Below are 20,070 nucleotides of genomic sequence, written 5' to 3' on the forward strand. Positions count from 1 at the left end.
ACAAGAACGGATTCCACTCCTCTAAAAAAACAACAACGGAGACTCAGATGCACACCACCAAACGCAATATCGGACCCTGGTCGCTGATGCTGACCGGCCTGGGCTCCATCATCGGCTCAGGCTGGCTGTTTGGCGCCTGGCACGCTTCGGCCATCGCCGGCCCGGCCGCGATCCTGGCCTGGGTGATCGGCGCCGTGGTGGTCCTGGCCATTGCCCTGACCTATGCGGAAATGGGCGCGATGTTCCCCGAGTCCGGCGGCATGGTGCGCTATGCGCGATATTCCCACGGCTCGCTGGTGGGCTTCATGGCGGCCTGGGCCAACTGGATTTCCATTGTCTCGGTGATCCCCATCGAAGCCATCGCCTCGGTCCAGTATATGGCCTCCTGGGATTACCCCTGGGCCCGGGCCATGGTCGCCAACGGCGAACTGACCACCCCCGGCCTGTGGGCCAGCGCGGCGCTGGTCATGGTCTATTTCGGCCTCAACTACTGGGGTGTGAAGCTGTTCGTACGCACCAATACCGCGATCACACTGTTCAAGCTGGTGGTCCCGGCGCTGACCGGCGTGGCGCTGATCTGGGCCGGCTTCAACGGCGCCAACTTCGGTGACGGCAGCGAGGCCAGCTTCGCGCCGTATGGTTGGTCCGCCGTGTTCACCGCCGTGGCCGCCAGCGGCATCGTGTTCAGCTTCAACGGCTTCCAGAGCCCGGTCAGCCTGGCCGGCGAGGCGCGTGATCCGGGGCGCAGCATTCCCTTTGCGCTGATTACTTCGGTACTGATCGCCCTGGTGATCTACGTACTGCTGCAAGTGGCCTTTATCGGTGCCGTCAGCCCCGAGAGCATCGCCGCCGGCTGGCACAGCCTGAGCTTCGATTCTCCGTTGGCGCAACTGGCCCTGGCCCTGAACCTCAACTGGCTGGCCATGCTCCTGTACCTGGATGCCTTCGTCAGCCCCTCCGGCACCGGCTCGATCTACACCGCCACCACGGCGCGAATGATCTACGCCATGGAACGCAACAACACCATGCCGAAGATCTTCGGCCGCCTGCACCCGCTGTATGGTATTCCTCGCGAAGCCATGTGGCTGAACCTGGCGGTGTCCTTCGTCTTCCTGTTCTTCTTCCGTGGCTGGGGTGCGCTGGCGGCGGTGATTTCGGTGGCGGTGATCATCTCCTTCCTCACCGGCCCGGTGAGCCTGATGACCCTGCGCACCACCGCCGCCGACGTGCCGCGGCCGCTGGTGATCAAGGGCATGCGGGTGATCGCGCCGTTCGCCTTCGTCTGCGCCTCGCTGGTGCTGTACTGGGCGCGCTGGCCGCTGACCGGGCAGGTGATCCTGCTGGTGGTGGGCGCCTTGCCGATTTTCTTCTGGTTCCAGGCCAAGGCCGGCTGGACGGGTTTTGCCAAGGACCTGTACGCGGCGCTGTGGCTGATCGGCTTCCTGCCGGCCATGGCCCTGGTGTCCTGGCTGGGCAGCAGCGACTTCGGCGGTATCGGCCTGATTCCGTCGGGCTGGGACATGCTGGTGGTGGCGCTGCTGGCCCTGGCTTTCTACTACGCCGGAGTCTGCAGCGGCTACCGCACCCGCTATCTGCAAGAGAGCGCGATGTGGCGTGAAGCCCCGAGCGAGACCGTATCCACTTCTTCATTCCCCGAGGGACAGCGAGCATGAGCACGCCATTCGAACAACGCCTGAAAGACTGGCGCCACGCCTTCCACCGTCACCCGGAAACCGGCTTCGAGGAAGTCGACACCTCGGCACGGGTGGCCGGGATTCTCGAAGGCCTGGGCCTGGAGGTGCATCGCGGAATCGGCGGCACCGGGCTGGTGGCCAGCCTGACGGTGGGTGAGGGCGACGGGGTGATCGGCCTGCGCGCCGACATGGACGCGCTGAACATCACCGAGCAGGTACCGGAGCGCGAGCATGCTTCGCGGATCGACGGCAAGATGCACGCCTGCGGGCATGACGGGCATATGGCGATGATCCTCGGCGCGGCCCAGTTGCTCTGCGAGCGCCGCGACTTCAACGGCACCGTGCGCTTTATCTTCCAGCCGGCCGAGGAGCATGGCTGCGGGGCCAAGGCGATGATGGCCGACGGGCTGTTCCAGCGCTTCCCGGTGGATGCCATCTATGGCGCGCACAATATGCCGGGGATGCCGGCCGGGCATATCGCTACCCGTGCGGGCGGGATCATGGCGAGCGAAGACAATTTCGTCATCCGCATCCAGGGCCGGGGTACCCACGCGGCGCGGCCGCATATGGGGGTGGACCCGCTGGTGACCGGGGCGCAGATCGTCGTCGCCCTGCAGACAGTGGTGGCGCGCAATGTCGATCCGGGGTTGTCGGCGGTGGTGTCGTGCACGGAGTTCCTGACCGATGGCATCCGCAACGCGATTCCGACCCATGTGACCATCAAGGGCGATACCCGCAGCTACAGCCCCGAGGTGCAGAAGCTCCTGGAAACCCGCATGCGCGAGATCTGCATGGGCATCTGTGCGGCGAACGGGGCGAGTTGCGAGTTCGAGTACACCCATGAGTTTGCGCCGACGGTGAACTGGGCGGAGAACACAGCGTTGGTAGTCGAGGCAGCAAGGGCCGTGGTCGGCGAGGCGGCGGTGGACGGGGAGGTGATGCCGATGATGATTTCCGAGGACTTCGGCGCGTTCCTCCAGCAGGTGCCGGGGAACTTCGTGTTTATCGGCAATGGGGCCAATGGCGAGACGGGCGGGACGCCGTTGCATAACGCTTGTTATGACTTCAATGACGGGATTCTGAAGACCGGGGCGGAGTATTTTGCCGAGGTGGTGCGCAGGAGCTTGCCTCTCTAAACCAATCTTCCTGTGGGTGCAGGACCTGTGGGAGCTGGCTTGCCAGCGATGAGGCCGGCAATGACAAAGAGGTTGTCAGGTCGGGCCAAATCGCTGGCAAGCCAGCTCCCACAGGGTGCGGTGTCGGTCTCAGGAACCTATCAGTGCACCTGCTCCGCCGTCAGCTTCCCCCAGGCCGACAACACCGTGGCCAGGATGATCAACGCCGCACCCGCCACCATCCGCAGCGACGGCTGTTCACCGAACAGCCACCAGGCGCAGGCGATCGCATACACAGGCTCCAGCGCAATGATCATCCCCGCGCTGCGCGCCTCCAGCCCTTCCAGGCTCTTGACGAACAGGTACTGGGACAACCCGGTGCAGAAGATCCCGAGGATCGCCAGGAACAGCCAGTCGCTGTGACTCAGCCCCTGCACCAGCAGGGTGTCGAAGGCGAACGGCGCCACCAGCACGGCCACCGTAAGGTTCTGCCAGAACGCCACCTGCACCGCGTTCATCCCTTGCAGGCCCCGGCGGTTGATGATCGCCAGCAGGGCGAAGGACAGGCCCGAACCCAGGCCCCAGAGCAAGCCGACCGTACCCTGGTCGAGCAGGTCGAAGGACGGCACCACCAGCACCAGGCCGAGGCTGACCAGCAGCAACAGCATGCCCTCGGCGGCACGAATGCGCTCGCGGAATACCAGCAGGTCAAGCACCGCGATAAACGCCGGGAAACTGGCGAAACCGAGGGTCGCCACGGCCACGCCACCGACCTTGATGGCGATGAAGAAACTGACCCAGTGCGAGGTCAGCATCACCCCGCTCAGGGCCATGACCCCGAATTTGCGCCAGGTCAGGTGGTGGAACACGCCACGTTTCTGCAATTGCGCCACCGCACCCAGGGCAAGCACGGCAAAAGCGGCGCGACCGAAGGTGATGACCGAGGCGGACGAGTGGATAAGGGCGCCGAGAATGCCGGTCAGACCGAACAGCACGGCGGCGATGTGGGCCACGATCAGCGCATTGCGGTGACCGAGAGTGGAGCTATGGGTTGAAACGTTCGAAGCGAGCATGGGCAGTAGAAAAGTCTGTGCATGTGTTCGCACGCGAGCGCTCTCCGGCGGTCGTGCGGACGGGTTTTTGGGTAGTTGGATTGTGTGGCCGCCCGGGAAGAAATCCGGGAGCCTTCAGCGCCGCAGCGTTGTAGTGGCCTGCACGGGCCGTGCTGCTCGTTCGCCGTACTGCGAAAGGAAACGGGGGTGGCCACCGCCTGCGTGGGGCGGTGGCCGGGTCAGGTACCGAACTCCGTCAGAACAGCACCCGGGTTTCAGCTCACGAAGCGTCGATCCAGATGGTCTTCAGCTCCGTGTACTGATCATGCGCCCAGATCGATTTGTCGCGACCGCCAAATCCGGACTCTTTGTAGCCTCCGAACGGCGTCGAGGCATCGCCTTCGCCGAAGCAGTTGACCGTGACCACACCGGCGCGGATTTCCCGCGACAGGCGCAGGGCATTGCGCAGGCTGCCGGTGTAGGCCGACGCCGCCAGGCCGTAGATGGTGTCGTTGGCCAGTTCGATGGCTTCGTCGAGGGTCTCGAAGGTGGTGACGCTGAGCACCGGCCCGAAGATTTCCTCGACGAACAGGCGGCTGTCGCGGGCCACGCCATCGACGATGGTCGGCTGCACGAACACGCCATCCTGGGTCTCGCCACCCAGGGCGACGGTGAGCTTCTGCTCGGCGGCGTATTCCAGGTAGGAACGGACTTTCTCGAAATGCGCCTTGCTGACCATGGCACCGAGACGGTTGTCCGGGTCCAGCGGGTCGCCGAGTTTCCAGTCCTTCACATGCTTGGAGATCAGGCTCAGCAGCTCGTCCTTCACATCCTTGTGCACGATCAGGCGCGACGACGCGGAGCAGTTCTCGCCCATGTTCCAGAAGGCACCGGCGGTGACGAACTGGGCCACGGAGTCCAGGTCCTCGCAGTCGTTCATGACCACGGCCGGGTTCTTGCCACCCAGCTCCAGGACCACGCGCTTGAGGTTGGACTCGGAGGCGTACTTGAGGAACAGGCGACCGGTATCGGTGGAACCGGTGAAGCTGACCATGGCCACGTCCATATGACGACCGATGGCCTCGCCGGCCTCACGACCGCCGCCAGGCACGATATTGAACACGCCTGCCGGAATACCCGCTTCGTGGGCCAGTTCGGCCACGCGCAGGGCGGTCAGGGTGGTTTCCTTGGCCGGCTTGACCACGATGGAGCAACCGGCGGCCAGGGACGGACCGATCTTCCAGGCCAGCATCAGCAGCGGGAAGTTCCACGGCAGGACCAGGCCGACAACACCGATGGCTTCGCGCACGACCATGGTCACCGCCGCGGAACCGGTCGGGGCGGTGGCATCGTAGATCTTGTCGATCAGCTCGGCGTGCCAGCGCAGGGTGTGGATGGTCTCCGGCACGTCGACGTTCTGGCATTCGCTGACGGGTTTGCCGCTGTCCAGGGCTTCCAGTACCGCCAGTTCGTGGGAGTTGTCTTCCAGCAGCTGGGCGAACTTCAGCAGGACCTTTTTCCGGGCACCCGGGGTCAGCGCACTCCAGCGGCCGTCTTCGAAGGCCGCCTTGGCGGCAGCGACGGCGACGTTGACGTCCTGCACATCGCAGGCCGCCACTTCAGCCAGCTTCTCGCCGGTGGCCGGGTTGGTGGTGACGAAGGTACGACCGCTGATCGCGTCGCGGAATTCGCCGTCGATAAAGGCCTGGTTGCGCGGTTGCAGCTTCGCGGCCAGGGCCTGGTATTCGGCTTTGCTCAGCAGTTCGGCCATGTTATTTGCCCTCGACGATGGCAGCGATATTGCGCTTCAGGGTGGCGACCACAGTGGCCAGTTCGGCCTGCTCGGCAGCGTCCAGGCCTTGCAGCGGGGCGCGCACGCCGCCGGTGCTCAGGCCGTTGAGGCTGACGCCATGCTTGATCGACTGGACGAACTTGCCGCCCTCGAGGAAGTCCATCAGCGGCATCATTTCCGCCATGATGCGCCGGCCCTTGTTGAAGTCCTTCTCGATCACGCAGGCCTCGTAAAGGGCCACGTGCTCGCGCGGGATGAAGTTGGAGCCGGCGCAGACCCAGCTCTGGGCGCCCCAGGCGAAGAATTCCAGGGCCTGATCGTCCCAGCCGCAGGACAGGGAGATATGTGGGTACTTGGTGGCCAGGCGGTGCAGCTGGTTCATGTCGCCCGAGCTTTCCTTGATCGCGACGATGTTCTTCACATCGGCCACGGCATCGAAGAACTCAGGGCCCATGCTCACGCTCATGCGGCCCGGGTAGTTGTAGAGCATGATCGGCAGGTCGGCGGCGGCGTCCACGGCTTTGACGTGCACGGCGATTTCCTGCTGGGTCGGCAGCGCGTAGGGCGGGGTGCCGACCAGCAGCGCGTCAGCCTTGATTTCCCTGGCGTGCTTGGCGAAGGCCACCGAGTCTTCGGTGCGGATCGCGCCGGTACCGATGATCAGCGGCAGGCGGCCGTTGATCACGTCCTTGGCCTGGGCGGCCAGGTCGATGCGCTCCTGGGCGGTGTGGGCGTAGTACTCGCCGGTGGAGCCGCCGATGATGATGCCGTGGATCTTCGACTCCACCAGGTAGTCGAGGACGGCGGCGAAGCCGGCCTTGTCGATGCTGCCGTCGGCGTTCAGCGGGGTGACGGCGGGGGTGTAGATGCCTGCGAATTTCATGCTTTTCTCTCCAGTGGGACGCAAGGAATGTCAGACCGCGCTCAGTTCAGCGAGGCGGCTTGTTGCAGAGTCAGGGAACGGGTTTCCGGGGCCAGGGCCCAGGCGAACAGCAGGCCGACCAGGGTGACGATGGCGGCGGCGTACATGGTCTGGGCGATGCCCAGGGACTGCAGCGACATCGGTACCAGCCAGGTGCCGACCGCTGCGCCGATACGCGACAGCGAGGTGCCGATGCCGACCGCGACGGCGCGGATCTCGGTTGGGAACAGCTCGTTCGGGTACACCAGTTGCAGCACCTGGGCGCCGCCGATGAACAGGGCGTAGGCACCGAACAGCACCAGCACCAGCATCGGCGAGCCGTCGTGCATCGCCGCCAGGCCGAGCAGGGCCAGGCCGGACCAGAGGAAGCTGTGGATCAGCATGCTGCGCCGGCCCATGCTGTTGATCAGGCGGGTGGCGATGATGCAACCGACCACGAACAGCAGGGTGATCGCCACCGAGCCGAACGACGCCCAGTCACCTTTCAGGTGCAGCGCTTCAAGGACCTTCGGGGCGAAGGAGTAGACGGCGAACACCGGGATCACCGAGCACGACCAGAACATGCTGACGAACAGCATGCGTTTGCCGTAGCCCGAGTGCAGCAGGCTGAGCAGCGAGGCTTTCTGTTCCTTGGCCTGCTCCGGCAGGTTCTTCAGCGAGAAGGCATTGCCGTAGACCTGCTTGATGATCGCCTCGGCTTCCGCCGCGCGGCCCTTGTTCAGCAGCCAGCGGGGCGATTCCGGGGTGCCCATGCGCAGGCCGAAGAGGATCGCGCCGATCACCACGGGGCTTGCCAGCACCAGGCGCCAGGCGTTCTCGTCGCCGGAGGCGAGGAGGAAGTGGCCGACGATATAGGCGAAGGCGGCACCGGCGAACCAGAGGATGGTCAGGGTGGCCAGGCGTGGGCCGCGGTATTTCTTCGGCAGGAATTCCACCAGCAGCGCGGTGGCCACCGGGTATTCGATGCCCACCGCGACACCGATCAGGAAACGCAGGGCGAACAGCATGGGGCCCGAGTCGACCCAGAACTGGGCGAGGGAACCGAGGATGAACAGGGTAGGGCCGACGAAGAAGATGCGCTTGCGCCCGAAGTGGTCGGTCAGCGCGCCGCCGAGGAAGCCGCCGAAGAAGATGCCGATCAGCGCCGAGGCGGCGATCATGCCCTGCCAGAAGGCGCTCAGGCCCAGGCCTGCGGACATCTGCACCATGGCCACGCCAATGATGCTGAGCACATAGCCGTCGACGAAGGAGCCGCCACCGGAACGGGCGGTGAGCAACTGGTGGAAGCGATTGAGGGGTACGTCTTCAACGGATTGATTGGAAGTTGTCATTATTGTTTCCTGCACTATCGAACCTGTTTTCCGGCCGAGCGGGTCCGCGGATCTGAATGGGAACTTCAGTCCGGGGGTTGGCGCCTGGCCGGCGCGACACTGTTTGTTACTGCTCTACTTCAACTAGCCGAGTGATCTTTGGGACCGCTGCGCGGTCCTTCGCGGGCAAGCCACGCTCCTACAAGAGCAAGGGCTTAGCTTTCCTTGCCGGCGCGCATCTGGCCCCAGGTCAGGTTGGCGTTGACGCCAAGCGACAGGAACGGCTGCGGCGGGTTGGCATTCGGGCCCGGGGACTTCAGGAGGAAGTCGATCAGGTCGTTCTTTTCGCCCGCCAGCCAGTCCGCCAGCAACTTGCCGGTGGCCGTGCCACGGGTTACGCCAAGGCCGTTGCAGCACAGTGCGCCATAGACGTTCGGCGCCAGTTGGCCGAAGAAGCTTTCGTGGTTGCGCGACATGGCCAGGGCACCGCCCCAGGTGTATTCGATACCGACGTCCGGCAGCATCGGGAAGCGCCGGGCGAAGGAGGCCTTGTGCCGGGCGACGTAGCGCTGCAGGTACTTGGGATTGGCGCGGCCGTCCGGGTTGAAGCTGAAGCTGTTGCGGATCAGCAGGCGGTTGTCCGGGGTGCGCCGCACCGTGGTGCCGAACGGGTCCGCCGGGATCACGCCCCAGTATGGCTTGCCGCCCAGGCGCGCCTGTTCCTGCTCGGTCATCGGCCGGGTCAGGCTGGCGTAGGTGAAGATCGGCAGCATGGCGCCCTTGAGGAAGCCGAAGTGACCGCCGAAGGCGTTGTTGGCCAGCACCAGCTTGTCGGCAGTGATGCTGCCGCGGGCATGGCGCAGCACGGTCTTGCTGCCGTACTCGACGTCGAGGATCGGGGTGTTTTCGTAGAGGGTGACGTTGGCCGGCAGGCTTTCCGCCAGGCCCTTGACCATGGCCGAGGGCTGGATCAGCGCGGTGCCGGGGGTGAACAGCGCCTTGCGGTAGAAGTGGGTGCCGATATGGTCGGGCAGGTCCGCGCCTTCGATGACTTCGAAGGGCTGGCCGAGCTTTTCCAGGCCGCGACGGTAGGCGTCGAGCACGGCGATACCGCGGTCTTCCACGGCGGCCTGGTACTTGCCGCAGAACTTCATCTGGGCGTCGATGTTGTGCTCGGCGACCAGGTCCTTGAGGTAGTTCTGGCCGGTGAGGTTCAGGCGCAGGCAGGTCTTGGCGATATCGATGTCGCCGATATAGTCGTCGGCGCCGATATCGTGGGGCAGGTCGATGGCGAAGCCGGCATTGCGGCCGGCGGTGCCGAAACCGACTTCCTGGGCTTCGACCAGGAGGATCTGTTCATCGGGGAAGTTCAGTGCGAGCTGGCGTGCGGCGGCAAGGCCGACATAGCCTGCGCCCAGCACCACCCAACGGGCCTGGCGGGTGCCGGAATGAGCAGGACGCGGCGTGCGCTTCGGGCTCAGGTGATACCAACCGCACGAACTGTCGTCGGCCGGCAACGAGGTTACTTTTGTCATTTCAGGGACCTGGCTGTTCTTGTTTGATCCGGTGTTGCCACCCAGGCCGAAATGACTAGCGAAACCTCGCTACATCCTCATGCTCCGGGGCCTTTCAAAACGCGAGCGATACCTCCATGCCTTCCGGTGCGGCGTATTCCGCCATGCGCCGGCGCGACAGTTCCATATGCTCGCGAATCAGTTGTCCCGCTGCCTCGGTGTCGTGGCGGGCGATGGCCTCGATGATCTGGTCGTGCTGGTCGCAGGCCAGTTCGAGGTCCTTCTGCATGTCCACGGTGGTCGGGTGGCGGTAGAAAATCTTGCCCAGTCGCGCATGGTCGATGAGCACACGGCGCAGGCTCGGCATCAGGTAATCGTTGTGCGCCATCTTGCCGATCTCGAGGTGGAACTCGTCGTTGTAGATGACGCGGTTTTCTACGTGCTGCTCCTGGATCGCCTGGCGGAACAAGGCCTGGATCCGGCGCAGCTCTTCGATTTCGCTCGCGGTGGCGCGGGTCGCTGCCAGTTGCGTGGTCGCGATGTACACCAGCGGTGCGGCAAGGAAGAACGCACGCAATGACTCATGACTCATGGCCGCGACGCGGGGCGCGCGGTTGGCCTCCAGCTCGATATAGCCTTCGGCGGCGATCTGGCGCAGCAGCTCGCGCACTGGCGGCCGGGACAGACCGAATTCGTCGCACAACGCCAGTTCATCCACCACCGCTCCGGGCGCCAGCTCCATGCTCAGGATGCGCCGGCGCAGCGCTTCGGCGAGAAGCGCCTTGCGATCCGGGGAGGCATCGGCAGGGGTGGAGGAGACAGCCGCGGTGGCTTTCATGGGAGCCTTTTTTGTACTCATCAGGTTGTGTCTACAATTTGTATAACGACTATAGGGGAGGATTAGACAATGTGTCTACAGATATTTCGACGAGCGGTTTTCGCTGCTTATCTGGGTATCTGTGACAGGGTCTGACCCCCGGTTTTATTGGGTTTTGTGTTGTTCTTGAGGGCCTCATCGCTGGCAAGCCAGCTCCCACAAGGACCGGTGTACACCGTACCTGTGGGAGCTGGCTTGCCAGCGATGAGGCCATGACAGGCGACGGGAATCTCAGCTCTCTATGGCATCCACGAGACACACTCTTATCAAATCCCGCCATCGCCATATCCACCCACGACAGCTTTTTCCGAGGCTCCACTACCCGCAGAGCCCCGAAAACACTGGGGAAAATAGCACTTCTGATGAATTCTTTTGGAATTCCTTGGGTATACACAAAGAATACAATTCCGTTGACCGCCTCTGGAACCCGTGCGAATCTCGCTCCAAGGCCAGTGTTCGCGGGGTCTTTCGCCCTTTGGCAGGCCTTGCCGGGCGCCAGAAAACCCCCGCCAGAAAGTTGTGCAAGACGCAGTGCGAAAAAAACCAAAAACAAGCAACGGGCGCGGTCAACGCGTCCGGCCAGCACCACAACCCAGGAGACGAACAACAATGAAAGGCTTCCGGAAAGCGCTCTGTACCCTCGCCATGGTCGGTCTGACCGTATTCCAGGCCCAGGCCGAGGAAAAGACCATCACCATGGGCACCCTCTCGTGGGAAGACCTCACTCCGATCACCACCGTCACCAAGAAGGTCCTCGAAGACGCCGGCTACACCGTCAAGGTGACCAACTTCTCCGAATGGGGCATCGCCTACGCCGCCCTCGGCAAAGGTGACATCCAGTTGCTGGCCTCGCAGATCGACTACGCTGCCCAGGACTACTGGAAGAAGAACAAGAACCGTCTGGAGAAGATCTCCCCGGTTTCCCACGGCCTCTACCAGGCCATCGCCGTACCGAAGTACGTGACCATCGATTCGCTGGAAGAGCTCAACGCCAACGCCGACAAGTTCGGCAACAAGATCGTCGGCATCGAGCCGGGTTCGGGCCTGATGAGCGATGCGGCCAAGGCCGTGACCGACTACGGCCTCAAGCTCAACCTCCTGGAAGGCAGTACCGCCGCCATGACCGCCGCCCTCAAGTCTGCCGTGGACCGCAAGGAGTGGATTGCGGTGACCACCTGGGAGCCGTCGTGGATGAGCCAGAAGTTCGACGTGAAATTCCTCAAGGATCCGAAAGGCTCCTTCGCCCCGCCGCAGGGCTACTACTGGATCGGCCAGAAGGGCTTTTCCGCCGAGTACCCGCAAGCGCGTGAGCTGATCGCCGGGGTTTACCTGCCACTGGCCGACATCACCGCTATCAACGGCGAAATGAAGGACGGCAAGACCGTGGAGCAGGCCGTGCAGGAATGGACCACGAAAAACGCTGACCTCGTGAAGCGCTGGGAAAACATCAAGAAATACTGATTACGACGTACCGCGTTGTCCGGCCTGAACCGCGGACAACGCCTTTACCACTGCCGAACTGAACGTAATAAAAAAGCCAACCAGATTCCTGGTTCGACGGGTGCGAGATGAACACAGCAAGCGAAGTAGCTGAAGACGTATTGGTAGAGTGCCAATCGGTCTGGAAGATTTTTGGCAAGAACGCCGATACCGCCATGCGTGCTTATAAAGAGCGTGGTTTGTCGAAGAAGCAGATTCTTCAGGACCATGGCTGTGTTGTCGGCGTCTCGAACGTCAGCCTCAAGGTCAGGCGTGGTGAGATCTACTGCATCATGGGCTTGTCCGGCAGCGGCAAGTCGACCCTGATCCGCATGTTCAACCGCCTGATCGATCCCACCTCCGGGCAGATCCTGATCAAGGGCAAGGACCTCGCCAGCCTCGATGCGGCGGCCTTGCGCGAAACCCGCGCACGGCACATCGGCATGGTGTTCCAGAGCGTGGCCCTGCTGCCGCACCGCACCGTGCTGGAAAACGCCGCCTTCGGCCTCGAAGTGCGCGGCGTGTCCAAGGCCGAGCGGCACAAGGTGGCCGAGCAGGCCCTGGCCAAGGTCGGCCTGAGCGACTGGGCACAGCGCTACCCGGACGAGCTGTCCGGCGGCATGCAGCAGCGCGTCGGCCTGGCCCGGGCGATCACCTCGGATCCGGAAGTGATCCTCATGGACGAACCCTTCAGTGCTCTCGACCCGCTGATCCGCCGCCAACTGCAGGACGAGTTCCGCCAGTTGACCAAATCCCTCGGCAAGTCCGCCGTCTTTATTACCCACGACCTGGAAGAAGCCATCCGCATCGGCGATCGCATTGCGATCATGAAGGACGGGGTGATCATCCAGGAGGGCACCGCCGAGGACATCGTGCTCAAGCCTGCCGATGACTATGTGGCGGAATTCGTCGCCGGCATTTCGCGCCTGCACCTGGTCAAGGCGCACTCGATCATGTCGCCAGTCTCTGCGCATCCGCACCTCAACCCCGGCTCGCTGCCGAGCGCCGGCCCGCAAGCCGACCTCGATGCCCTGATCAACCTGATGATCAGTTCCAATGGCGATGCCCTGGCGATAGTGGAAGGTGGTCAGGTGCTTGGGGTGATCACCCAGCAGGACCTGCTGCGTGGCGTGCAGGGCGCACCGGCCGCCGAGCAGCCAGTCGCGCAAGCGGAGCACGCGCTATGAGCCCCGTGGAATTTGCCGCGGCCTTCGACGAGTTCGTCGATGCCCGGCTGGAATGGCTGTCGGACAACGGCGCCTGGTTCTTCGACGGGCTGAACGATGTGCTGCACGCCGGTTACCAGGCCATTTACAGCGGCCTGACCCTGCTGCCGTTCTGGGCCGTGATCCTGGCTTTCGGCGCGCTCGGCTGGCGCCTGACCGCCAGCTGGCGCTTCGCCGTCGGGGCCATGCTCGGCCTGGTGCTGTGCGTGGCCATGGGCCTGTGGCCGCAGACCATGAGCACCCTGGCGCTGGTGCTGTCGGCGACCAGCATGGCGCTGGTCATCGGCATCCCGCTGGGTGTCGCGGCCGGCCTGATGCCGTCCCTGGACCGGGTCAGCGAGCCGGTGCTGGACCTGATCCAGACCCTGCCGCCCTACATCTACCTGCTGCCGGCGATCGCCTTGCTCGGCTACGGCCCGGGCACCGCACTGGTGGCCACCTTCATCGTCGCCGTGCCACCGGTGGTACGCCTGACCTCCCTGGGCATCCGCATGACGCCCAAGGTGTTCATCGAACTGGGGCAGGCCACCGGCACCACGGGCTGGCAGCAGTTCTTCAAGATCCGCCTGCCGTTCGCCCTGCCGAGCATCATGGCCGGGGTCAACCAGGGCCTGATGATGGCCTTCGGCATGGTGGTGATCGCCGGTATCGTCGGTTCCGGCGGGCTGGGTGAAGTGATCTACGGCGCGATCCGTACCCTGGATATCGCCATGTCGATCAACGCTGCCATCGCCATCGTCATCCTGACCCTGATCCTCGACCGCATGGCCCAGAGTGCCACCCGTCTCGGCCGGAGGGCTGCACATGAATCCTGATATCACGTTCTCCCCGGGCGCCTGGCTGGCGCCGTCGGTGGATTGGCTGAACGCCAACCTGCACGGCCTGTTCGCCCTGATCAGCCGCTTTATCGAAACCGTCCTCGGCGGGATCGAAGGCCTGCTGCTGGTGATCCCGCCCTACGGCATGATTGCGCTGGTAGCGGTGGCGGCATTCTTCCTGGTCAACCTGCGGGCGGCGATCCTCGCCGTGGTGATGCTCGGCTTCTGCCTGATCTCCGGGTTCTGGGTAGCGTCGATGCAGACCATCGCCCTGGTCACGGTGGCGGTGCTGATCTCGGTGACCGTGGCCTTCCCCATCGGTGTCGCGGCCTCGCGGGTCAAGCGCCTGGACGCGGTGCTCAGCCCGATCCTCAACGTCATGCAGACCGTGCCGCCGTGGGTGTACCTGATCCCTGCGGTGATGGTGTTCAGCCTGGGCAAGGTCCCGGCGATCCTCGCCACCATCATCTATGGCATCCCGCCGATGCTGCGTCTGACCACCCTGGCGTTCAACCAGGTGCCCCGTGACCTGCTGGAACTGGGCAAGGCCATGGGCGCGCCGCCCCGGGCGATCCTGCTGAAGATCGAGCTGCCCACGGCCATGCCGACCCTGCTGGTGGGCTTGAACCAATGCATCCTGCTGTCCCTGGCCATGGTCGTGCTGGCCGGGCTGGTGGGGGCGGGCGGGCTGGGCGCGGAAGTGACCCGCGGCCTGACCCGGATGGAAATGGGCCTTGGCCTGCGTGCGGGCCTGGCCATCGTCGCCGTGGCCCTGTTGCTGGACCGTCTCTCTCGCGGAGCCTTGCAAGGCCGTAGGATTCGAGCCGCAACTTAATCAGAAATTTCCGAAGGAAAGTTGGACACCGCCACGCCGGCGTGCATCATTCGACGATGCATGCCGGCGTAGCGGTTTCGGCGCTTCGGATTCCCAGAACAAGATCGGAAGACAGATAACGTGGTTGAAAGAAGGCAGTTCAGTGATGCCATGCAGGGTTCGAACCTGCGCTTCACGGGCGAAAAGCAGGCCCCGGGCGGGCAGGGCAGGGTCGGTTTCATTCTGCTCGAACACTTCTCCCTGCCGGCCTTCACCCAGGCCCTGGACACGGTGGTCACCGCCAACCTGATCCAGGCGGCGTCCTTTACCTATCGCACCTTTACCCTGGATGGCGGCTCGCGGGTCAGTGATCTTGGGCTGGTGATCTGCCCGGATGCGCCGCTCAATGCCGCCGCGCTGGATGATCTCGACCTGCTGGTGGTCTGCGGCGGCTTGCGCACCGTGCTGCGGCCGATCCCGGAGCTGAACCAGATCCTGCACAAGGCGGCGGAACGGCATGTGGCGTTGGGCGCGCTGTGGAACGGCGCCTGGTTCCTCGGCCAGGCCGGGTTGCTGGATGGCTACCGCTGCGCCGTGCACCCGGAGCATCGCGGTGCCGTGGCGGAAATTGCCAAGGACAGCCAGGTCACCAGCGAAAGCTATATGGTCGACCGTGACCGGCTCACCGCTGCGAGTCCGGCGGGGGGCTTCCATCTGGTGCTGGAGTGGATCAACAGCCGCTGCGGCCGTGGGCTGGTGGATGCGGTGGTGGATATCCTCGCCTTCGAGGAGTCGCGTTACCGCCGGGCGCGGCCGACATTGCACGAGAAGATGAGCGAGCCGCTGCGCGAAGCCATCAACCTGATGAGCGCGAATATCGAGGAGCCGTTGAGCCAGGATCAACTGGCCCACTATGTGGGGCGTTCGAAGCGGCAGATCGGGCGCTTGTTCATGACCCAACTGGGTACCACCCCGGTGCGGTATTACCTGGAACTGCGCATCACTGAAAGCCGCAGGCTGTTGCAGCACTCCGACCTGTTGCTGATCGATGTGGCGCTGGCTTGCGGATTCGTTTCGCCCAGCCACTTCAGCAAGTGCTACACCTCGTTCTACGGCTATGGGCCGTCTAAGGAGATTCGCTATGGGTTGGTGAAGGGCGGCAAGGCGAAGAAAGCCGAGTGATTTGTGCTGACTGAGCCGGCCTCATCGCTGGCAAGCCAGCTCCCACAGGTTTTGGCGGCGCTCGCGATACCTGTGGGAGCTGGCTTGCCAGCGATGAGGCCCTGAAAGACACCAAGGATCTTAAGGGCCTGCCGAATCAGCCAATCACCGCCTGCAACACCACTTCCAGCGGATGCCGCAGCTTGCGGTCGGCCATGCGCTTGACCTGGCTGCGGCAGGAATAGCCGGTCGCCAGCGGCTCGCCGTCCTTGTCCAGCTTGCCGGCCCAGGACTGCTCGAAGAGGGTCTTCGAGGTTTCCTGGTTGCGCGCTTCATGCCCGTAGGTCCCGGACATCCCGCAGCAGCCAGTGGCCTCGGTCACCAGCTTCAGGCCCAGGCGCGAGAACACCTGCTCCCATTGCCTGGTACTGGCCGGCACATTGGTCTTCTCGGTGCAGTGCGCCAGCAGGCGGAAATTGCCGCCCTTGCTGGCTTGCTCCGGCAGTACCTCCATCAGCCATTCCTGCGGCAACAGCACGTTCGGGCTGCCTTCCAGGCCCGGGACCTTCTGGTACTCCTGGCGATAGACCAGGGTCATCGCCGGGTCCAGCCCCACCAGCGGCACGCCGCAGTCGGCCAGGGCCTTGAGCTGGGTGCCGTTGCGGATCGCCGCCTTGGCGAAGGCGCCAAGGAAGCCCTGCACATGCAGCGGCTTGCCGTTGGCGCTGTACGGCGCGAGGAAGATCTTGTGGCCCAGGCGATGGGCCAGGTCGATGAACGACGCCAGCAGCGGCGTTTCGAAGTAGCGGGTAAAGGCATCCTGGACCAGCACGATACTGCGCTCGCGCTGCGCCGGGGTCAGCTCGCGCAGGGCCGGGACGCTGGCCGCACGCACGCCGCAGCGCTTCAGGGTGGCCTGGAAGTTGAAGCGGCTGATCAGCGGGCTGTCGACCATGCCGATGCGATCGGCCAGCAGGCCGCTGACGAACTTCGATCCCATCACCGCGTTGTACAGCCCCGGCGCGTGGGCCAGGTACGGGATGGTGAACTCCAGCGAGCCGATCAGGTAGTCACGCAGCGGACGCTGGTAGCGGTTGTGGTACAGCTCGAGGAAGCGCGAGCGGAAGTCTGGCACGTTGACCTTGATCGGGCACTGCCCGGCGCAGGACTTGCACGCCAGGCAGCCGGCCATTGCGTCGTAGACCTCGTGGGAGAAGTCGGCCTGGCCCTGTTTCTGCGCGCGTACATTGCGCAGGCGCTGGGGCAGGCCCTTGAGCCAGGACACCTTGTTCGGCGCCAGCACATCGATATTCGCCGCCCCTTGCAGGCGCAGCCATTCGCGGATCAGCGAGGCACGGCCCTTGGGCGAGTGCTGGCGCTGGCGGGTGGCTTTCCACGACGGGCACATGGCGTCGTCGGGGTCGTAGTTGTAGCAGGCGCCGTTGCCGTTGCAGTGCACGGCGCTGCCGAAGCTTTGCCATACGCGCTCGTCGATCTGCCGGTCATGCTCGCCACGCAGCGGTGCTTCGTTGACCTTGATCAGGCCCTCGGTGCTGTCCGGCGGGGTGCAGATCTTGCCCGGGTTGAGCTGGTTGTGCGGGTCGAAGGCGCCTTTCAGGCGCTGCAGCGCCGGGTACAGTTCGCCAAAATAGTCCGGCACGTATTCCGAACGCAGGCCCTTGCCGTGTTCGCCCCAGAGCAGGCCACCGTAGCGCTGGGTCAGGGCGGCGACGGCATCGGAGATCGGCTTGACCAGCGCCGCCTGGGCCGGGTCCTTCATGTCCAGGGCCGGGCGCACATGCAGCACGCCGGCATCGACATGGCCGAACATGCCGTAGGTCAGGCCGTAGCCGTCGAGCAGGGCGCGGAACTCGGCGATGTAATCGGCCAGTTGCTCCGGCGGTACTGCGGTGTCCTCGACGAACGGCTGCGGGCGCACCTCGCCCTCGACGTTGCCGAGCAGGCCCACCGAGCGCTTGCGCATGGTGTAGACGCGGGTCACCGCCGCCGAGCCTTCGGCCAGGGTGTGGCCCAGGCGCTCGACGCTGGTGTCCTGCTGCAGATGCTGGATAAAGGCTGCGACCCGGGCGTTGACTTCGTCCGGCTCGTCGCCGCAGAACTCCACCAGGTTGATGCCCAGGGTCGGCTTCTCCGGGTCGGCCGGGAAGTACTCGGCGACGCTGTGCCAGACGATATCCTGCATCGCCAGCATCAGCACCCGCGAGTCCACCGTCTCGATCGACAGCGGCTTGTGCGCCATCAGCGCATTGGCGTCGCGCAGGGCGTCCATGAAGCTGGTGTAGCGTACGTTGACCAGCACCGCGTATTTCGGAATCGGCAGCACGTTGAGCTTGGCTTCCACCACGTAGCCCAGCGAGCCTTCGGCGCCGCACAGCACGCTGTTCAGATTGAAGCGGCCGTCGTCGTCGCGCAGGTGGGCGAGGTCGTAGCCGGTCAGGCAGCGGTTGAGCTTGGGGAAGGTGCTTTCGATCAGTTCGCCCTGGGTTTCCTGGATCTCCCGGGCCATGCGGTACACCTCGCCGACCCGGCCGGGCAGGGCGCAGGCGGCGTCGAGGGTGGCGTCATCCACCGGCAGGCTGTGCAGGCGCTCGCCACCGAGCAGCACGCTGTGCAGCTCCAGCACGTGGTCGCGGGTCTTGCCGTAGGTGCAACTGCCCTGGCCGCTGGCGTCGGTGTTGATCATGCCGCCGACGGTGGCGCGGTTGGAGGTGGACAGCTCGGGGGCGAAGAACAGCCCGTGGGGCTTGAGCGCGGCGTTGAGCTGGTCCTTGACCACCCCGGCCTGGACCCTTACCCAGCGCTCCTCGACGTTGATTTCGAGGATGGTGTTCATATGCCGCGACAGGTCGACGACGATGCCGTCGGTCAGCGACTGGCCATTGGTGCCAGTGCCGCCGCCGCGCGGGGTCAGCTTGATCTGGCGGAAGCGTGGCTCGGCCATCAGCGCGGCGACCTTCGCCACATCGTCGGCATCCAGCGGGAACACTGCGGCCTGGGGCAGGCGCTGGTAGATCGAGTTGTCGGTGGCGAGCACGGTACGGGTGCCGTAGTCGGTGCTGAACTGGCCACGGAAACCGGCGGCGCGCAGGGCATCGAGGAAGGCGGCGTAATCGGTGGCGGGTGCGCTCACCGGGAGTTGGGCGATCATCGGCGGATGGCCTCTTTTAATTTGGGCTAATCATGAATACCTGAGCTGAGGGTATGGTCATGGCTCGCTCAGGTAGTGGATGATGCCAATGATTCCGTAGTGTCGCGCCGGGCACAAACGGAAAATGACACAGTCTTTGATGAGTTTTATGAATGAATTACCGCAACCTGACCCCGTCGATGTCGTTGCTCCTGGCCTTCGAGGCCGCCGCCCGGCATGAAAGCTACACCCGCGCCGCCGAGGAACTGTCCCTGACCCAGAGCGCGGTGAGCCGCCAGGTGCAGACCCTGGAGCAGCAGTTGGGGGTCATCCTGTTCCGCCGTGAAGGGCGCACGGTCAAGCTCACCGAGGTCGGGCGCCTGTACCAGCGCGAGATCAGCGAGGCGCTGGGACGGATCCGCAGCGCCACCCTGCATGCCATCGCCCACCAGGGCGGCGGCGGCAGCCTGCGCCTGGCGACCCTGCCGACCTTCGGCTCGAAATGGCTGTTGCCGCGCTTGCACGAGTTCTACCGGCGGCATCCCGAGGTGCTGGTGCATATCAACTCGCGGATCGAACCGGTGGACTTCGCCACCAGCGGCATCGATGCCGCTATAGTGGTTGCCAGTGGCGATCAGCCGGGGCTGGTCTGTCACCGGCTGCATGCCGAGGAACTGGTGGTGATCCTCTCGCCGGCCCTGGCGGCGACCCGCAGCGAATGGACGCCGCAGGACATCAGCCGGCAGACGCTGCTCAGCGTCACCAACAACCCCAACGCCTGGGGGGACTGGTTCACTCACCATGGCGTTGCCCATCAGGCGATGCGCCTGGGGCCGAGTTTCGAGCTGACTTCACACCTGATCCAGGCGGTGCGGGCGGATATCGGGATTGGCCTGGTGCCGCGCATCCTGATCACCGATGAGCTGGCCGAGGGCAAGCTGGTCAGTCCGGTGCTGCCTTATGCCAGTGCGCGGGGGTATTACCTGGTGTATCCAGCGAGGAACCGGGCGTTGCCGGCGCTGGAGGCGTTTCGGGGGTGGTTGCTGGAAGAATTGCCGGAGGATTGAAGGGCCCTATCGCTGGCGAGCCAGCTCCCACAGGGTTAGCGGTGCATGCGATCCCTGTGGGAGCTGGCTTGCCAGCGATGA

Annotated in this window: 15 protein-coding genes; 8 read left to right on the forward strand and 7 right to left on the reverse strand. The window is 64.4% G+C overall.

The window, feature by feature from the left end; genetic code table 11:
• Positions 1 to 47 precede the first annotated feature (47 nt).
• Both AC2CQI_RS03590 and AC2CQI_RS03595 read left to right on the forward strand, forming a co-directional pair.
• Positions 48 to 1,673, forward strand: coding sequence for an APC family permease (locus AC2CQI_RS03590; protein ID WP_484579200.1), 1,626 nt, complete (start codon positions 48 to 50; stop codon positions 1,671 to 1,673).
• The gene (locus AC2CQI_RS03595) at positions 1,670 to 2,830 is read left to right on the forward strand and encodes a M20 aminoacylase family protein (protein ID WP_484579201.1); all 1,161 of its coding nucleotides are present in this window, start codon (positions 1,670 to 1,672) and stop codon (positions 2,828 to 2,830) included. Before AC2CQI_RS03590 ends, AC2CQI_RS03595 begins: the two co-directional genes overlap by 4 nt.
• Before the next feature lie 140 nt (positions 2,831 to 2,970).
• Here AC2CQI_RS03595 and AC2CQI_RS03600 read toward each other — a convergent pair whose 3' ends face one another.
• The 6 genes from AC2CQI_RS03600 to AC2CQI_RS03625 all read right to left on the reverse strand — a co-directional run bounded on the left by AC2CQI_RS03600 (position 2,971) and on the right by AC2CQI_RS03625 (position 10,237).
• Positions 2,971 to 3,882 (reverse strand): DMT family transporter, encoded by a 912-nt coding sequence (locus tag AC2CQI_RS03600; protein ID WP_484580577.1) that lies wholly within the window; start codon positions 3,880 to 3,882, stop codon positions 2,971 to 2,973.
• Positions 3,883 to 4,141: 259 nt separating this feature from the next.
• Complete coding sequence (locus AC2CQI_RS03605) at positions 4,142 to 5,632, reverse strand: aldehyde dehydrogenase (protein ID WP_484579202.1); 1,491 nt, start codon at positions 5,630 to 5,632, stop codon at positions 4,142 to 4,144.
• A 1-nt stretch (position 5,633) separates the two neighbouring features.
• Complete coding sequence (locus tag AC2CQI_RS03610; protein ID WP_484579203.1) at positions 5,634 to 6,536, reverse strand: dihydrodipicolinate synthase family protein; 903 nt, start codon at positions 6,534 to 6,536, stop codon at positions 5,634 to 5,636.
• Positions 6,537 to 6,577: 41 nt separating this feature from the next.
• Complete coding sequence (locus tag AC2CQI_RS03615; protein WP_075801869.1) at positions 6,578 to 7,906, reverse strand: MFS transporter; 1,329 nt, start codon at positions 7,904 to 7,906, stop codon at positions 6,578 to 6,580.
• A gap of 194 nt (positions 7,907 to 8,100) precedes the next feature.
• Positions 8,101 to 9,420 carry an NAD(P)/FAD-dependent oxidoreductase gene (locus AC2CQI_RS03620; RefSeq protein WP_484579204.1) on the reverse strand — a complete coding sequence of 440 codons (1,320 nt, stop codon included), beginning with the start codon at positions 9,418 to 9,420 and terminating at the stop codon, positions 8,101 to 8,103.
• Between the two features lie 94 nt (positions 9,421 to 9,514).
• Positions 9,515 to 10,237, reverse strand: a complete 723-nt coding sequence (locus AC2CQI_RS03625) for a GntR family transcriptional regulator (RefSeq protein WP_484579205.1) — start codon at positions 10,235 to 10,237, stop codon at positions 9,515 to 9,517.
• Between the two features lie 648 nt (positions 10,238 to 10,885).
• Between AC2CQI_RS03625 and AC2CQI_RS03630 the strand changes: the two genes are divergently transcribed.
• The 5 genes from AC2CQI_RS03630 (at position 10,886) to AC2CQI_RS03650 (ending at position 15,795) form a co-directional block, all read left to right on the forward strand.
• Positions 10,886 to 11,737 carry a glycine betaine ABC transporter substrate-binding protein gene (locus AC2CQI_RS03630; RefSeq protein WP_075801866.1) on the forward strand — a complete coding sequence of 284 codons (852 nt, stop codon included), beginning with the start codon at positions 10,886 to 10,888 and terminating at the stop codon, positions 11,735 to 11,737.
• A 107-nt stretch (positions 11,738 to 11,844) separates the two neighbouring features.
• Positions 11,845 to 12,942, forward strand: coding sequence for a quaternary amine ABC transporter ATP-binding protein (locus AC2CQI_RS03635; protein WP_484579206.1), 1,098 nt, complete (start codon positions 11,845 to 11,847; stop codon positions 12,940 to 12,942).
• Complete coding sequence (locus tag AC2CQI_RS03640; RefSeq protein ID WP_075801864.1) at positions 12,939 to 13,796, forward strand: ABC transporter permease; 858 nt, start codon at positions 12,939 to 12,941, stop codon at positions 13,794 to 13,796. The genes AC2CQI_RS03635 and AC2CQI_RS03640 overlap by 4 nt, the downstream gene beginning before the upstream one ends.
• On the forward strand, positions 13,786 to 14,634 hold the full coding sequence (locus AC2CQI_RS03645) for an ABC transporter permease (protein ID WP_484579207.1): 849 nt from the start codon (positions 13,786 to 13,788) through the stop codon (positions 14,632 to 14,634). Before AC2CQI_RS03640 ends, AC2CQI_RS03645 begins: the two co-directional genes overlap by 11 nt.
• A 150-nt stretch (positions 14,635 to 14,784) precedes the next feature.
• On the forward strand, positions 14,785 to 15,795 hold the full coding sequence (locus AC2CQI_RS03650) for a GlxA family transcriptional regulator (protein WP_178391963.1): 1,011 nt from the start codon (positions 14,785 to 14,787) through the stop codon (positions 15,793 to 15,795).
• A 136-nt stretch (positions 15,796 to 15,931) separates the two neighbouring features.
• Here AC2CQI_RS03650 and ydiJ read toward each other — a convergent pair whose 3' ends face one another.
• Positions 15,932 to 18,943, reverse strand: a complete 3,012-nt coding sequence (ydiJ, locus tag AC2CQI_RS03655) for a D-2-hydroxyglutarate dehydrogenase YdiJ (RefSeq protein WP_484579208.1) — start codon at positions 18,941 to 18,943, stop codon at positions 15,932 to 15,934.
• 152 nt (positions 18,944 to 19,095) lie between these two features.
• Between ydiJ and AC2CQI_RS03660 the strand changes: the two genes are divergently transcribed.
• Positions 19,096 to 19,989: a LysR substrate-binding domain-containing protein gene (locus tag AC2CQI_RS03660; protein WP_484579209.1), complete on the forward strand. Its 894-nt coding sequence runs from the start codon at positions 19,096 to 19,098 to the stop codon at positions 19,987 to 19,989.
• The last annotated feature ends 81 nt before the right edge of the window (positions 19,990 to 20,070 follow it).

Source organism: Pseudomonas sp. P2S-1, from assembly GCF_057197725.1.